General features: G+C 40.5%; 15 protein-coding genes. 8 read left to right on the top strand and 7 right to left on the bottom strand.

The annotated features are described in order from the left end of the window. Positions 1 to 82: 82 nt before the first annotated feature. Positions 83 to 988: an acetylglutamate kinase gene (gene argB / locus FD716_RS04130; protein ID WP_139851094.1), complete on the bottom strand. Its 906-nt coding sequence runs from the start codon at positions 986 to 988 to the stop codon at positions 83 to 85. Between the two features lie 10 nt (positions 989 to 998). Next, a complete protein-coding gene (locus FD716_RS04125; protein WP_139851093.1) occupies positions 999 to 2,423 on the bottom strand; it encodes a phosphomannomutase/phosphoglucomutase in 1,425 nt (474 codons plus the stop codon). Between the two features lie 329 nt (positions 2,424 to 2,752). Between FD716_RS04125 and FD716_RS04120 the strand changes: the two genes are divergently transcribed. Continuing rightward, positions 2,753 to 3,379 (top strand): riboflavin synthase subunit alpha, encoded by a 627-nt coding sequence (locus FD716_RS04120; protein ID WP_139851092.1) that lies wholly within the window; start codon positions 2,753 to 2,755, stop codon positions 3,377 to 3,379. A gap of 89 nt (positions 3,380 to 3,468) precedes the next feature. Further along, positions 3,469 to 3,930 (top strand): ribosomal protein S18-alanine N-acetyltransferase, encoded by a 462-nt coding sequence (rimI, locus tag FD716_RS04115; protein ID WP_139851091.1) that lies wholly within the window; start codon positions 3,469 to 3,471, stop codon positions 3,928 to 3,930. A gap of 56 nt (positions 3,931 to 3,986) precedes the next feature. On the opposite strand, the gene FD716_RS04110 is transcribed toward rimI, so the two are convergent. From FD716_RS04110 to FD716_RS04100, 3 genes are all read right to left on the bottom strand, one after another. Beyond that, complete coding sequence (locus tag FD716_RS04110; RefSeq protein WP_139851090.1) at positions 3,987 to 4,808, bottom strand: arginyltransferase; 822 nt, start codon at positions 4,806 to 4,808, stop codon at positions 3,987 to 3,989. 19 nt (positions 4,809 to 4,827) lie between these two features. Further along, complete coding sequence (gene aat / locus FD716_RS04105) at positions 4,828 to 5,562, bottom strand: leucyl/phenylalanyl-tRNA--protein transferase (protein ID WP_139851089.1); 735 nt, start codon at positions 5,560 to 5,562, stop codon at positions 4,828 to 4,830. A 186-nt stretch (positions 5,563 to 5,748) separates the two neighbouring features. Further along, complete coding sequence (locus tag FD716_RS04100; protein ID WP_139851088.1) at positions 5,749 to 6,402, bottom strand: OmpA family protein; 654 nt, start codon at positions 6,400 to 6,402, stop codon at positions 5,749 to 5,751. A 254-nt stretch (positions 6,403 to 6,656) separates the two neighbouring features. On the opposite strand from FD716_RS04100, the gene FD716_RS04095 reads away from it, so the two are divergent. From FD716_RS04095 to FD716_RS04070, 6 genes are all read left to right on the top strand, one after another. Next, positions 6,657 to 7,574: an acyltransferase gene (locus tag FD716_RS04095; RefSeq protein WP_139851087.1), complete on the top strand. Its 918-nt coding sequence runs from the start codon at positions 6,657 to 6,659 to the stop codon at positions 7,572 to 7,574. Between the two features lie 48 nt (positions 7,575 to 7,622). Beyond that, positions 7,623 to 8,672, top strand: coding sequence for a preprotein translocase subunit SecA (locus tag FD716_RS04090; RefSeq protein WP_139851086.1), 1,050 nt, complete (start codon positions 7,623 to 7,625; stop codon positions 8,670 to 8,672). A gap of 121 nt (positions 8,673 to 8,793) precedes the next feature. Then, a complete protein-coding gene (gene minC, locus FD716_RS04085; RefSeq protein WP_139851085.1) occupies positions 8,794 to 9,525 on the top strand; it encodes a septum site-determining protein MinC in 732 nt (243 codons plus the stop codon). 63 nt (positions 9,526 to 9,588) lie between these two features. Beyond that, positions 9,589 to 10,401 carry a septum site-determining protein MinD gene (gene minD / locus FD716_RS04080; protein WP_139851084.1) on the top strand — a complete coding sequence of 271 codons (813 nt, stop codon included), beginning with the start codon at positions 9,589 to 9,591 and terminating at the stop codon, positions 10,399 to 10,401. Between the two features lie 2 nt (positions 10,402 to 10,403). Beyond that, the gene (minE, locus tag FD716_RS04075; RefSeq protein WP_139851083.1) at positions 10,404 to 10,676 is read left to right on the top strand and encodes a cell division topological specificity factor MinE; all 273 of its coding nucleotides are present in this window, start codon (positions 10,404 to 10,406) and stop codon (positions 10,674 to 10,676) included. 135 nt (positions 10,677 to 10,811) lie between these two features. Next, positions 10,812 to 11,099, top strand: coding sequence for a PA4642 family protein (locus FD716_RS04070; protein ID WP_139851082.1), 288 nt, complete (start codon positions 10,812 to 10,814; stop codon positions 11,097 to 11,099). A gap of 63 nt (positions 11,100 to 11,162) precedes the next feature. On the opposite strand, the gene FD716_RS04065 is transcribed toward FD716_RS04070, so the two are convergent. Next, a complete protein-coding gene (locus tag FD716_RS04065; RefSeq protein WP_139851081.1) occupies positions 11,163 to 11,546 on the bottom strand; it encodes a VOC family protein in 384 nt (127 codons plus the stop codon). Positions 11,547 to 12,256: 710 nt separating this feature from the next. Beyond that, the gene (locus FD716_RS04060) at positions 12,257 to 15,352 is read right to left on the bottom strand and encodes a DNA translocase FtsK (protein ID WP_139851080.1); all 3,096 of its coding nucleotides are present in this window, start codon (positions 15,350 to 15,352) and stop codon (positions 12,257 to 12,259) included. Positions 15,353 to 15,565: the final 213 nt, after the last annotated feature.

Genomic DNA, 15,565 nt, shown 5'->3' with positions numbered 1-15,565 from the left:
AGATCATGACTAAAAGATAAAGATTAAAATAAGCCACCGTAGTGACTCATTTTTCTGTTTAATTTTTTTATTTAGCTATTGATTATTTGGCTGTCCTCGTACGATTACTAATCAATGTGCCGACACCATGATCGGTAAAAATTTCCAATAAAGTTGCATGAGGAACACGACCATCAACGATATGTGCACTCACAACGCCACCTTTGACTGCATCTAGTGCACAACTCACTTTGGGAATCATTCCGCCATAGATCACACCGGTTTCAATTAAGCGATCAACTTCTTGAGTGCTGAGTCCTGTCAGTAGATTTTTGTTCTCATCCAAGACCCCTGCAATATTGGTCAGTAAAATAAGTTTTTCAGCACCGAGTGCTTCTGCAACTTTACCTGCCACCAAATCGGCATTGATGTTATAGGTATTACCTTGCTCATCAACACCTAATGGTGCAATAACAGGAATGAAATCACTGGCACTAAACATTTCCAGCACATCTGTTTTCACCCCAACCACTTCACCGACTTGGCCCAGATCGATCTGTTTTACAGTGCCATCTTCGAGGGTTTTTTGCATAAATAGCTTACGCGCACGAAGCAAATGACCATCTTTACCCGTTAAACCAATTGCGCGACCACCATGTTGGTTAATCAAGTTCACAATCGATTTATTCACGCTACCGCCCAGCACCATTTCCACCACTTCCATGGTCTGTGCATCGGTCACACGCATACCATCAATTCGATCACTTTCACGGCCCAATTGCTTCAGAAATGAGTCGACTTGCGGCCCGCCACCATGTACCACGATCGGATTGAGCCCCACCGTTTTAAGCAAGACGATATCGCGTGCGAATGAACTTTCTAAAATAGGATCGGTCATGGCATTGCCACCGTACTTAACCACCAACGTTTTACCCGCAAAGCGCTGAATATAAGGCAATGCTTCAGTCAAAATTTGTGCTTTGTCCGTGCCGGTATGCTGATGTGGCATTCGCCTCTCCTCAATATGCATTTAAAATGTCTTGTGCGATCTTAGGATAATGATCATTTAACATGGAAACAAAAGTATGGCGAATTTTATCTAAATTGCCTGCGCTGTCCGCATCAAAACGAACTGTAAAAAATTCGCCCGTATTCGAAGCTCGAATAATGCCAAAACCATGGTCAAAATCAAGCCTTACCCCATCAATTTCACTTAATTCTGCATGATATTGCAGACTTAAGCGTGCAATCTCATTGAGAACAACGTTAGGGTCATTGTTATACGTGCTGATGTAGGTATCTTCAGTATAGTAACGTTCTGGATAAGCCGCCAATAGCTCAGACAATGTTTTATTTGGATATTCACTTAAATATTCCATCACCCGCAATGCAGCATATAAGCCATCATCATAACCGAGTCCACGACCATCATTAAATACATAGTGCCCAGCATACTCGCCACCAAAAATCGCCTGTCCTTTAGACTGTGCAATGTATTGGCGTAAAAAACTGCTTCCCGTACGGATCATTTTGGCATGACCACCGAGTTGTTCAATACTACGACGAACCATGGTTGAACACTTCACATCAAAGACAATTTCACGTCCAGGCAAGCGTTGCAAACAGATTTGTGCCATCAAGGCCAACAATCGATCTGCAGAAATAATGTTCGTATTTTCATCAACCAACACCACACGATCACCATCACCATCTAGAGCAATGCCCAAATCAGCCGAATTGCTAACAATCGCTTGTCTTAATTGATCTAAATGTGCAGCTTGGGTAGGATCTGGAGCATGATCGGGGAAATGACCATTGGGCTGACAACGTAAGGCAATCACCTCACATTGCATTTTTTTTAATAAAATTTCAGCACTTTGCCCAGCAGAACCATTTAAACCATCCAGCACCACTTTAAATGGTCTTTTCAGCTGAATATCCTCTAATAGCGTTGTAATATAAGCTGCTGATCCCTTTGCATTAAATTGCACTTGCGCTTCTTCGACTTGCGGTAACAAATAGTCTTGGTCATATAATGTTTTCGCCATTAACCCAAGCTGTTGAATGGATGCAGGCGTCGGCGGTTCGCCCTTGATCACCCACTTAATCCCATTGTCTGTTTTAGGATTATGGCTGGCCGTCACCATAATGCCATTATTCTGATATTGCCGCGCTGCATAATACATTTGCGGTGTAGAACAGCAGCCAATTTCAATCACTTCAAAATTCCGTTGGAGTACCGTACGTAAAATTTGGCTATATGCAGGACTAGTTAAACGTGCATCGTAGCCAAGTACAATCTGAGTTTGCCCTTTTTCTTTAAATAACTTTGTGAAGGCATGTGCAATCGCGGCAATAACTTGAGCGGTCAACAGTGTGACTTTTCCACGAATATCATAGGCTCTAAAGACATTGAGTGGGAAATGATTAGAAGGTTGGTTCATCAGCAATTTATGTTTCTCCTCAAGGTAGGCCGTCCTTGAGGGGACAGATTAGGCGCAACCGTCAAGTTGCGTTTTAAATTTAATAAGGACGTAATTGATTCGTCAATACGTTCTAAACTATATAACTTTTAAACATTTATTGCGATTTAATTTGTTACAACTGGACAAAAATGCGATTTCGTTGATTCCATTATTTAAGCGCTTAACATTAAAATTCAAAAACGTTAAACCGACAGGATCACACGGCTGTTGCTTCACAAATTTGATCAAGTTGATCCGATGAGGATTTCAGCTATACTTTTGTCGAGCTGATCAAATGAAGAATAGATATGTATACAGGAATAGTTTTAGGCACTGAAAAAGTCGCCAGTCGCACACAACATCAGGGCTACATCTCTATTCTGATTCACGATACGCAAAACTTTTTTAATGATGTATTCCTCGGTGCAAGTGTTGCCATTGATGGTACTTGCCTCACCGTCAGTCAAATTGTGCATGATAAAAAGCTAATTGGTTTTGATATTGCGGACCAAACTCTCAGCCTAACCACCTTAGATAAGCTACAAGCTGGCACAGCTGTGAATATCGAGCGCTCTTTTAAAATGGGTATGGAAAATGGTGGACATAGTCTTTATGGACATATTGAAGGTGTCGCTGAAATTGTGGGACATATCCAACGTGGTGAAACCCTGCATTTAGACCTTAAAATACCCGCTGAAAAAATTAAGTACTTTTTCCATAAAGGCTTTATCGGTGTACATGGCTGTAGCTTGACTGTTAATCATGTGGATAAACAACAACATCTGGTCGCAATTGACCTCATTCCAGAAACCCTGAGACTCACCAATTTAAAATCGCTGCAGCTGGGCGATTTTGTGAACTTTGAAATCGATCAGACTACGCGTACCTTAGTCGATACCATTGAAGGGATTTATCTGAATCGAATGACTGAATAGAAAGTTGCTGTTCACGCCTTTTTTCCTTCGTGTTTTGCGGCAAAGTTCCTATAATGGCAATCACAGTTTTTTAAGATGAATAGGCCATCATGATTCGTTTGATGCAAAAAGCGGATTTAAACCAAGTGCATGCGATTGAAAATCAAGTTCAAACCCATCCTTGGAAGCGACAACAATTTGCTGAATCTTTGGCGAGCTATCAATGTAGCGTGATTGAACACGAACAGAAAGTGGTCGGTTTTTGTATTTTACAGCCTGTAGTCGACGAAGCGAACTTGTTGCTGATGGCCATTGATCCGCAATATCAAGGACAAGGCTTAGGCTTCAAACTTTTAGCGCATGCGATCCAACAATTAAAAAATGAGCCTGTACAAATCTTCCTCGAAGTCCGTGAAAGCAACCACCCTGCGATTGCCCTATACGAAAAATCTGGTTTCCATCAAATTGATTTGAGAAAGAATTACTATCCCTGCGAAGATGGTGGTCGAGAACATGCAGTGATTATGGTCAAAACTTGCCACGATGATTTCGCTGCATTATTTAAGTCTTAATCCCCCAAAAACCTTAATTGCAAGCAACAGACAAACTGACAAATATTTTTCTCAGATCAAGGCTTTTTAACAATAATGTCATTCCATTCAGCAGGTAAAGTGGTCATTAACATACCGCCTAACTGTTGAATTTCCGCTGGACTCAGCACGCGATTTAAACGGCGCCACTGCCCATCAAGTAAAAGTTCAATTGGACTGTATTGGGTTTTATAATTCATTTTATTGGAATGTGGCACCCAATATCCCAAATACACAAAGTCTTGTTCACGTTCCTTAGCCAGTTCAATCTGCTTTAAAATGGCAAACACCCCCAATGAACGATGATTTTGATCCGGATCAAAGAAGGTATATACCGCAGACAGACCGTCATCTAATTGATCACATGTAGAGACACAAAGTAGTTGATCATCTTTCCATAGCTCTAGGAAAAAACTTTCACTACAACTATGAATTAAAAATTTTTCAAATTGATCCTGACTCGGTGGAAACATATCACCATTGGCATGCCGCTCATTAATATAGCGTTCATACAAGTCATAATGCACTTGGGTTGCTTTGATGGTTGGGATGACACGCATGCTTAGATCTTGATTGCGCTTCCATGCCTTTTTTTGGCTGCTGTTCATTTTAAAATCAAGCACTGGGACACGACAAGACAGGCATTGTCGGCATAAATGGCATTCTGGGCGATAAACAAAATCGCCACTGCGTCGAAAACCCAAACGGGATAACGCGGAAAGTGTCACTACATCAATACGATGTACAGGATCTAAAAACACCATGCGTGCTGATTTATTATTTAAATAACTACAATCATGTGGTGGCGTAATATAATACTGCAAATCATCTAATCGGGACTTCGGTTCGTATGAGTTCATAATTATTCGCCTCCGATTATCATTCGGTTAATTTGGCATGCATTGCAATGCGTTCACTCGAAAATACACCTTCTTGATAGCTTTTCCAATCGACTGCAGGCTGATTTACAACATCTTGTAACGATTTAAGATAGTCTTGCCTAGAAACTGTACAAGCACCAAGGCTTAACAGATGATCATTCACCAATTGGCAATCAATCCATTCCAATTCACATGCTTGTCCAATCAACATTAATGTATAAAAAGCCATTTTTGATACATCCGTTTCGGTACTAAACATCGATTCCCCAAAACAGCCCCGCCCGATGGTTACCCCATATAAGCCACCGACCAATTGCTCATCCTGATTCCACACCTCAATACTATAGGCATAACCTGCTCTAAATAATGCGGTATAACCTTGAATAATCTCTTCTGAAATCCAAGTTTCATCGGCATAACTGCGAGGCAAGGCACAACGTTGAATCACCTGTTCAAAGGCATGGTTAATCGTAATCCGATATGACTTTTTCTTCATCGTTCGCAGTAATGATTTGCTGGGATGATAATCTTGTGGCCGGATAATGCAGCGTGGCTCTGGGCTCCACCAACAAATGGGCTCACCTTCAGAAAACCAAGGAAATAAACCGTGGCAGTATGCTTCTAGCAATGTTTCTGGACGTAGATCAGCACCGATGCAAATCAGTCCCTGTTGATCAGGGTCTGCAATCACTGGATCTGGAAATATAAATTCTGATGGGCCTAACATCGTCATAATATAAATTATTAAATTAAATTGAAGATATCTTAGCCCAAGCCATGCAATATACCCAAAAATTGTTTATTCAAAACGTTTCTACTCATCTGATTTCTTTGCAGCCAGAATACTCAGACCTTTTTAGGCAAAAAAAATCTCACCCGAAAGTGAGATTTTTTTTTAAACAGCGATATGGAGATTAGCTTACTTTTTTTCGTAAATGCTGATTTCTACACGGCGATTTTGTTCACGACCTGCAGCAGTTGCATTACTTGCAATTGGATTTTCTGCGCCATAGCCCTGAGCGTTAATACGATTTGATGGAATGCCTTGGCCAGCTAAATAATTCGCAACAGATTGAGCACGTGCTTGAGACAATGGGATGTTGATTGAATCATTACCCGTGTTATCGGTATAACCAGTTACTAAGATTACGCTTTTGTTATCTTCAGCCAATGTTTTAGAAACTTTATTTAAAGTTCCGTAAAAATTAGATTTGATGTTTGACTTATTGGTATCAAAAGTGATGCTGCCTGGCATGATCAAACCAACCGAACCATCTGGATTACGGTTAACTTCTACACCACTGCCTTCCATTTGTTGACGTAATTTTTTCTCTTTATTATCAAGATATAAACCTGCACCACCACCAAGAACTGCACCAATTGCAGCGGCACGGTTATTTTGAGCTGAAGAGTTTGCATTTGAACGTGATAGACCATAACCCGCCAAAGCACCTAAGCCAGCACCGATTGCAGTTTTATCATAATCGCTTAAACCACCGCCTGTACCAGTAGATTGACATCCAGATAGTGCGACCGCCCCGATCATCATAGTAGATATAACTAGTGCACGCATGACATGCCTCCATAAATATAGTGTTGTGTTGGTTATGTGTTGCAATAATGGTAAATAAATCAAACAACCACTATTGACTTTTTGTTAAGGATACTCGTTTCAGTTACAATTTGTAATAAGTAATTCAGCTAATTGTAGATTGTAGCGTCACATTTCATTCACAGTTGTTGATTAAACATTTCTTATTGCTGCAACACCGATTAAGATTACAGCATTCATGATTAAGTTAATACATTGATATTAGGGACTGTTCTATGTCATCACAAAAGCAGAAACAACCTCTACTCAAAAAAATTTCCAAAGGTTTGACTGTAAGTTCAATTATTACTGGCAGCACATTCTTACATGGACCACCGGTTTTAGCGCTCGGTTTTACCAAACTATTTAAAGCTTCTGCAAAAGTTGACGAAACCAACATCAATATTACCAACAGTTGGCTCTCAGTCAACAATTGGTTAATCGACCACGTCTTGCCCGAATTACAGTGGGATATTTCAATTGATCCCGATCTTGAGCTGAGTATGCAAGGTCGTTACTTAATGACCTGCAACCACCAAAGCTGGGTAGATACCACGGTAAATCAGTATTTCGGTTTAACCCGCATGCCCTTGACTCGTTTTTTTACAAAATGGGAATTGATGTTCATTCCATTTGTTGGTCAAGCCTTTAAAATTTTAGGCTTTCCAATGATGAAAAGGCACAGTAAGGCTCGTATCGCCAAAAATCCTGAACTCAAAAATAGAGACTTAGAAGAAGCTCGCCGCGCCTGCCAACAACTCCTCAGTCAACCATTTACCTTATTAAATTATTTGGAAGGCACACGCTTTACAGCTGAAAAACATGCCGCACAGCAATCCCCTTTCCAAAACCTACTCAAGCCTAAAGCCGGTGGTTTGGCTTTGGCCCTCAATATACTTGGAGACAATATCGATGCCTTTGTGGATATGACCATTGTCTATCCTGACGGTGCGCCAGGTTATGGTGATTTTTGGTTAGGTGAGGTCAATCGTATTGCGATCAATTTGCGTAAAATTGAAATTCCAATTTGGGTCAAACAAGGCAGTTATGAAAATGACCCTGAATATCGTGACAAGTTCCAATCTTGGATTGATCAACTTTGGCAAGAAAAAGATCAACTCATCAGTCAGATGAAAGCGCAGTATCAAAACTAGCCGCATAAACACAGCAATAGACTTATATTATTCACCTTAGGGATGGCTATGTCACAACAGACACCACAGGTTAATCAAGCGACACCTGCACCTCAGTACAATACTGCTGCATGGAAGTTATTTCTGATTTACGACATTTTTATGATGGTCATTATTGTCATAAATCTACTGTGTCTAGCTGGGAATGCCTTTTTAATGAGTAACTTTGCTGACTGGCTTTTTGACCAGACTCAGCTGACCCATTATTTGACATTCTATAAGACAGAACTACGCCCTTGGGTGGGTATTACTGAAAGTTGGTTTATTACTTTTCTGATTATTGAGCTCAGCGTACGTTGGTTGATTGCGATTGTGCAAAAACACCATCAACGTTGGTTCTTTTTCCCGTTTATTCATTGGTATGAAGTCTTGGCAATTGCGCCACAATTACGCTTTTTGCGACTCTTACGTGCAGGCGTGATCGCGTATCGTTTAAATGAGCTAGGTTATAGCGTCATTCCTGAAAATATGCGTAAAAAGCTGATGTTTTATTATGGCGTCATCATGGAAGAGCTTTCTGATCGCGTGGTTATTACTGTGCTGGATAACATCAAAGATGAACTGGACCATAGCACCACCCACAGAAAGATTATCCACAATTTAGTCGATCACCATCGCCAACTGTTTGCTCAAGCCTTGTCAGAAATTTTACAAGAAACACTTGCCAATGAACTTCGAGTACAACAACAAACCATTGCGATTAACGTCGGTCAAGTGGTTAATCAAGCCATTGAGGACACGCCTGAGTTGACCCAAATTTTAAGACGCCTCCCCATTGTCGGTTCAATCCTTGAAAATCAACTGCAAAGCATTGGACAGCGACTCGGTGAAAATATCAGCCTTGGACTGATCCAACCACTGACTGAAGGCAATCCGAGTCAACCGAACCCAACCTACACTCTAATTAGTCAAAAAATAAGCCAAATTAACATCGAAAACCAATCACTTGAACAATTAGTTGAGTCTGCAGTTTATGAAAGCTTAGCATCGCTGCGGAAACAGGTTAAAATCAAAAAATGGCAACTTGAACTGGAAAAAGCATCGCAAGCCAAAGAATGATCAAATCATTGAAAATATTTGTATCTTTGCTAGTGAATTCACTCATTTTGTTCTAGGATTTGCGCTATTTCATCTTTTAACCCGATATGATCAGATATCGAGATCTCTTTAAGGAATAACTATGGCTGATATACGGATCACGGGTAGAATGGTTAATTTTACGCGATTAACCTTCGATACAAATGATCATGATGTCATCCGTCAACAGCTCACCCAAATGCTCAAAGAAACAGCATATCAAGGTGCGCTGATTATTATTGATTCAACTGTTGAACAAGAGTTGATTGCGTTAATTCAATTACTGGTCGGTTTAGATCTACAGCCGATGGCTGTAATCGATGGCCTTTTAGGCGATCAAGCCCGCGCAATTCAGTTCCCTGTGATTGCAACCGATCGTCCATTACAACGAATTAAGGCAACCAAAGAACAAGTCGTTGAAACAGCAGGTCCGGCTGCGAATCAAAGCGCTCAAGCTGCGACAGCATTAACCACGCCACTTTCATCTCAGTCCACAACGCATATCACGTCTTATCACAATGAAATCTTAAGAACGGGACAATGTCTGGTTCAAGATCATGGTGATATTATTATCAACGCAGGCATAAACAGTGGTTCGGAAGTGATCGCTTCCGGAAATATACATGTATATGGTACTGTTCGTGGTAGAGTTATTGCTGGCGCAGGCGGCAACATCAGTGCTAGAATTTTTTGTCACTCATTAGCAGCCGAATTGGTTTCGATTGCAGGTACATATTGTGTCGCAGATGATATCCCTGAACATTTGATCAAAAAATCAGTACACATTTATTTAAATGATCAGCAAGAGCTTGAATTCGAGCCTCTTGAATTTTAAAGTATAAAGCAAACACCACAAGAACCCGTTCAGCGGGAAATGACCATAACAGGAGTGGATTCGGTGGCCAAAATTGTTGTCGTTACATCAGGCAAAGGTGGCGTAGGTAAAACTACGACTAGTGCATCTTTTGCAACAGGTTTAGCCCTACGTGGACATAAAACTGTTGTGATTGACTTTGACGTTGGTTTACGTAATTTAGATTTAATCATGGGCTGTGAACGCCGCGTTGTTTATGACTTTGTTAACGTGCTAAATAATGAGGCTCGATTACAGCAAGCCCTCATTCGTGATAAAGATATTGAAAACTTATATATCTTACCTGCTTCGCAAACCCGTGATAAAGATGCGCTAACTGACGAAGGCGTCGCACGTGTAATGGATGAACTATCACAAGAGTTTGACTATATTATTTGTGATTCTCCAGCTGGGATCGAACGTGGTGCAGTATTGGCCATGTACCATGCAGATGAAGCGATTATTGTTACTAATCCTGAAATTTCTTCAGTACGTGACTCGGATCGTATTATCGGTATGCTCGACAGTAAAACAAAAAAAGTTGAGCAAAATGAAGGGCGTATTCGTAAACATTTATGTATTACACGTTTTAATCCTGAACGCGCTGACAAGCAAGAAATGTTAACAATTGATGATATTTCTAAAGATATTCTACGCGTACCAACTTTAGGCGTAATTCCTGAATGTCCGAGTGTCCTTCAAGGCTCAAATGAAGGTAAACCGGTAATTCTTTATGCAGATGCAAACGCAGGTCAGGCTTATGATGATTTGGTTGCTCGTTTTCTAGGTGAAGAACGCCCTTATCGACACATTACAGTAAAACCAAAAGGTTGGTTAGCAAGATTATTTGGAGCGTAAACATGGCAGGTTTTTGGAGTAAACTTTTTAGTAGCGACGATAAACCCTCAAGTGCCCAAACTGCTAAAGATCGTTTAAAAGTTATTGTGGCCTCTGAGCAAGGTTTGGGCAAACGCCTGAGCCAAGATAAAATCGACCAAATGAAAAAAGAAATCATGCAAGTGGTCAATCGTTATGTTCGTGGTGTAGATGAAGAGCATATTCAAATGCAAGTGCGTTCGGAAGCAAATATCGAAATGCTTGAGATGAATATCAATTTACCTGAAGAACGTTAATGCCATAACTGATTAGTCAAGTGTATGGATTCAAGGCAAAATAGCGCGAGTTATTTTGCCTTTTTGCATACATTATGCTGATATTCAATTTAGATCATCAGCCCCTACCGATTTTAAAATTGAGGAGATGCTGTTATGGCACTTTCACAGCCAGCAACATTTAATGAAGAATGGTCAGATGATCGTGTTTTTGCTTACTTAAGCCAACTTCCTCCTGATGGCGAGAATGCAGACTTCCATGTGCTTTATCATGCATTTAAACATATGAGACCTACCGATTATCAACGTCTAATCACCCGTTTTCTGGCAGATGGCCGCGACCTTAATGCGACCAATAACCAAGGACAACGTATTCATGATGTGATTGCGACATTTCCACGGCAATGTGATGACTTCCTAAAAGTATTGGCTCAATTTTCCTAGTCAATAAAAAAGCCCCTGTAACCTCTATTACTGGGGCTGGTTGAATGCTTCACACCTTTTTAGTTAAATCATCATAGGTGTACAGAGTTCTATTAAAAAGCCATTAATATCTTCAACATATGCAATCGACTGTCCCCAAGGCATTCGTTCAATCGCTTGGATTTCTTTCGCACCTGCTTGTTTGGCCTGCCGTAAATCTTGCTCTAATTGATCCGTTACAAAAGCCAATTCAAAGTTTGGAGAATGAATCTCTGCTCGTTGTGGTTTTTTCCCTAAAGAACGAATTAATTCAAATGAACTCAATGCAATGGTCGTTTGCCCACTCTCTAATTCAGCATAGTCGCCTTGCTCGTGTTGAAACTTTAATTCAAAACCGAATGCATTTTTATAAAACTGCACCGTTTTCTTAACATCTTCAACATATAAAATCGTATATGCAAACCTCATTATTATTGATCTCCACAAACTTATATTTAAAATAAAATATTTTAATCGCAATATAATCAATCAATTCTGGATAAACCAAAGCAGCATTGATCAAAGTGTCTTTATATTAAAATTGAGAACTTATATAAACTTAGATACTAAAATTTTAGTCTTTTTATCACATCGTTTCATTGTCGTTTAAATTTCACTGGCATAACGCAAAAACTTAGTGATCACGTACTTTTTATTAAACTCAGGTTAGCGCAAACCCAAGCTCATACTGTCGTAAATAGTCTGAAAACTCAATTAAAAATATTTTCCTTTTCTTTATCTTTTATTAAAAAAATTACAAATATTAAGGTGAGTAAAATTAAACCTATATTGATTCGCATCTCAACACATACGATGTTGCTGAGAACATGCCATCAACCCTGCAATAGGCAAGCCTAAGCATCGATTTAAATTTAATTATCGCGACCACCTAAAATTAAATACAGCAAGCCACAGATATTATAAACTGCTATATAAATATTGCTTTTTAGTACTTCACTTAGTAATTAAACTACTGAAAATAAATTCTGTTTATAATCCTAGGTCATTTCTCTACTTTGCATTGAATATTTAAATATCTTCTCAATGGACATGTGTGAAACCAAACTGTTAGATATAAAAAAGCCACCTCGATATGTCATCTTAGTGGCTTTTTAAGCGAAACAATTTCATCGATAAGCTTAGACCAAAATATCACGCTTACCATTTGGCCCCATCCCACTGACGATGCCATTTTCTTCCATCTGATCAATGATCCGCGCAGCACGGTTATAACCCAGACTAAACTTGCGCTGTAGCGATGAGGTAGATGCTTTACGCGTTTCCAAAACGAAAGAGACACATTGATCATAAAGTGCGTCACGGTCTGGATTACCATCACCATCTTCAAAACCGCGGGAAGATGATTCTTCATCAAAGGGCGTCAAGATTTCATCAATATAATCAGGGTCGCCACGTTCACGCCATGCATCACAAATACGGTTAACTTCATCATCTGAAATAAAGGCACCATGCACACGCTCAGGTTCAATCTTACCAGGGCCAAGAAATAACATATCACCATGGCCAAGTAGATCTTCCGCACCACCCGCATCCAAAATGGTTCTAGAGTCAATTTTACTGTTCACACGCAATGCGGCACGTGTCGGAATATTGGCTTTAATCAAACCAGTGATGACATCCACTGATGGTCGCTGAGTCGCCAGCAAAAGATGAATACCGGCAGCACGAGATTTTTGTGCCAAACGCGTAATCATTTCTTCAGCCTTTTTACCCACTTGCATAATCATATCGGCGAACTCATCCGCCACAATCACAATCATTGGTAACGTGGTTAAACGTGGCGCACGTTGTTGGGTCGCAGAATCACTTGGTTTCCAAGTTGGATCAATCAAATCCTCACCATTGGCGATGGCTTCTTCAACTTTACGATTATAGTCACTGATTTTACGAATTTTGAGGAAAGACATCAGTTTATAACGACGTTCCATTTCATTCACACACCAATTCAGCGCACTCACCGCATCTTTCATGTCAGTGACCACAGGGGTCAGCAAATGCGGAATATCGTTATAGTTGGCAAGCTCAAGCTGTTTCGGGTCAATCAAAATAAAACGCAATTGATCTGGCGTATATTTTAATAACATCGATAAAATCATGGCATTTACCGCAACGGATTTACCAGACCCCGTAGTACCCGCCACCAACATATGTGGTGATTTAGCCAAATCCGCCAGCACAGGATTACCTGAAATATCTTTCCCCATTGCCATTGAAATCAACGCATCAGGGTCACGATAAGCAGGTGTTTCAAGCAGTTCAATCAAGCGAACCATTTCACGCGCACTGTTCGGTACCTCAACCCCAATATACGGTTTACCGGGAATAACTTCGACCACACGCACGGAAGCCATTGACATCGAACGTGCTAAGTCACGTGATATATTGGTTACTTTTGAGGCCTTTACCCCTGGGGCTAAATCAAGCTCAAAACGTGTTACCACAGGACCTGGTTGGGCTTCGATCACTTTGGCTTTGACATTAAATTCTTGTAATTTAATTTCAAGCAATTCAGACAGTCGAGTTAATTGCTCTGCTGTAAAGTTTACTTTTTTATTTACATCGACTTTATCCAGTAAATCTAAACCCGGTAAAGTTGGTAAATCACGACGCTTTTCAGCCACTTGCATCGCACGAGACATCGGACGACCAAAGCGATCGGTTAGCGGTGCATCCAAATCAAATTCGTCTTCAGCAAGATTTTCAGGGTCTTCAGCTGGCTGTCCTGCGGTTTCTAACCATGCATCTCTGAAAGCACCTTTGTCTGTCGACACTCGCTGTTTTTCTTCATCTGAAATAATCGTTTGCGGTAAGGTCGTGGTGATTGGCGCAGTAACAAAAGCAGTCGATTGTGCATAAGCGCTACTTGCTGGAGCAAGGTCAGGGCTATGCTCATCAACAGTCTGATATTCCACGGGTTGTTCTGGCTGTGTTGGTTGCGTCGCCAAAGTCGCAAGCGCATCCAACTCTGTTGCTAAGCGATCACTTTCTGGTTTTGCTGCTATTTCAACATCAAATGGGTGCTGATCATCTTGTTGTATATCAAAGGGGTCATCATTAAATGGGCGATGATGATCCGAGGCTGTTTGTCCATTTGGAACCACTTCAAGCAATTCATCAAAGACTAGATCATTGTCCCAATCCAGTGCAGTTCGATCTTGCTGAGGGATTTGTTCAGCATGAACGATATTTTCATTGACCTGGCGCTGTGCCATTCTCTGCTCATCATCTTGCGCAGATTTTAAGAGTGCATCAATTTCCGAGTTGTGATCATTGCCATGTTGCAAGGCTTTCCAAACTTCACCAGTCGGGACAATACGCTGAGTTTCTCTTTCTAGTTGATGTGCTTTTTCAATGGTTTTTTCAAATTCGGCATCATCTATTGGCGCTTTGAAGCTACTAGGTGACTGACTTGTAGGTGACTGACTTGAAACCAAGATATCATCAAATAAGCGCTCCGCAGCAGGATCATTAATCTGGCCTTGCTCAGCGATAACCGCAGTCGAAGCTAGCGTAGCAGTCTTCGTCGCTGCATTTGAGTTCTGCTGAGCAGTATTGTGATGACGCTGATCAACTGGACTATTTGTCGCTTTAGTTGGCTTGGACGTGGTTTCGGTTAAATCGTATGCCGATTCACTTTCGGGCACATTTTTATAAAAGAGTTCTTGTAAGTACGCTGGCATGGCTTTAAGCATCGCCCACGTTTTATTCCATTGAATTCCGAAGGCTAAGGTGAACAACACCCCACCCAAGGCAACGAGAAAAATAACTGCGCCATAAATTGTCAGTAATTGCGATAAACTTTGTCCAAGCTCATAACCAATAATGCCACCAGAGGCATTATCTAATGTATCAGTCGGAACATTCCACAACAAATACAACAAGCTAGAACAGGTCAATATAATAAAAAATTGAGCTGCATAACGAAATGGATCGCTTAAAAAACTTCGAGGCCACCAGATCTGTATTGCTTCCATAAATAAAAATACTGGAATCAATAAACTCCCCCATCCGAGGAAACCAAACAGTAAATCCGCAATCCAAGCACCTGCAACGCCACTGGCATTGGAGACTTGTTGAGTATCACTGGAAATATGCATCCAACCGGGATCAAAGGGCGTATAAGTCACTGTTGCTAAAAACAGGTATATTCCGAGTGAAATCAAAAAGATTGTGATTAAGAAGCGCTGTGCATAAACACTTGACACCGCAGTCATATACTGTCCTGTAAGCAATAATTCATAAATGTTGTTTTGTTGAAGCGAATTGCTTTCTTCAATGTAGAAATCTTTATATTATGCACCTGTTCAATAAAAAAAGGTGCACGATTATTTAACTGTGTTGTTAATTCTCCAGCACACAGTACGATAGTGCAATTCGATTTAGATGATCAATAATATCAACATTGATGCATCACAACTCAGATTAAG

The sequence above is a fragment of the Acinetobacter pullicarnis genome, assembly GCF_006352475.1.
Taxonomy (GTDB): domain Bacteria; phylum Pseudomonadota; class Gammaproteobacteria; order Pseudomonadales; family Moraxellaceae; genus Acinetobacter; species Acinetobacter pullicarnis.
This window is presented reverse-complemented; position numbering and strand designations above follow the sequence as displayed.

Bases quoted from the DNA above. Each gene is read 5' to 3' on its own strand.
- argB (WP_139851094.1), bottom strand. From the start codon at position 988: ATGCCACATCAGCATACCGGCACGGACAAAGCACAAATTTTGACTGAA.
- FD716_RS04125 (WP_139851093.1), bottom strand. From the start codon at position 2,423: ATGAACCAACCTTCTAATCATTTCCCACTCAATGTCTTTAGAGCCTAT.
- FD716_RS04120 (WP_139851092.1), top strand. From the start codon at position 2,753: ATGTATACAGGAATAGTTTTAGGCACTGAAAAAGTCGCCAGTCGCACA.
- rimI (WP_139851091.1), top strand. From the start codon at position 3,469: ATGATTCGTTTGATGCAAAAAGCGGATTTAAACCAAGTGCATGCGATT.
- FD716_RS04110 (WP_139851090.1), bottom strand. From the start codon at position 4,808: ATGAACTCATACGAACCGAAGTCCCGATTAGATGATTTGCAGTATTAT.
- aat (WP_139851089.1), bottom strand. From the start codon at position 5,562: ATGACGATGTTAGGCCCATCAGAATTTATATTTCCAGATCCAGTGATT.
- FD716_RS04100 (WP_139851088.1), bottom strand. From the start codon at position 6,402: ATGCGTGCACTAGTTATATCTACTATGATGATCGGGGCGGTCGCACTA.
- FD716_RS04095 (WP_139851087.1), top strand. From the start codon at position 6,657: ATGTCATCACAAAAGCAGAAACAACCTCTACTCAAAAAAATTTCCAAA.
- FD716_RS04090 (WP_139851086.1), top strand. From the start codon at position 7,623: ATGTCACAACAGACACCACAGGTTAATCAAGCGACACCTGCACCTCAG.
- minC (WP_139851085.1), top strand. From the start codon at position 8,794: ATGGCTGATATACGGATCACGGGTAGAATGGTTAATTTTACGCGATTA.
- minE (WP_139851083.1), top strand. From the start codon at position 10,404: ATGGCAGGTTTTTGGAGTAAACTTTTTAGTAGCGACGATAAACCCTCA.
- FD716_RS04070 (WP_139851082.1), top strand. From the start codon at position 10,812: ATGGCACTTTCACAGCCAGCAACATTTAATGAAGAATGGTCAGATGAT.
- FD716_RS04065 (WP_139851081.1), bottom strand. From the start codon at position 11,546: ATGAGGTTTGCATATACGATTTTATATGTTGAAGATGTTAAGAAAACG.
- FD716_RS04060 (WP_139851080.1), bottom strand. From the start codon at position 15,352: ATGACTGCGGTGTCAAGTGTTTATGCACAGCGCTTCTTAATCACAATC.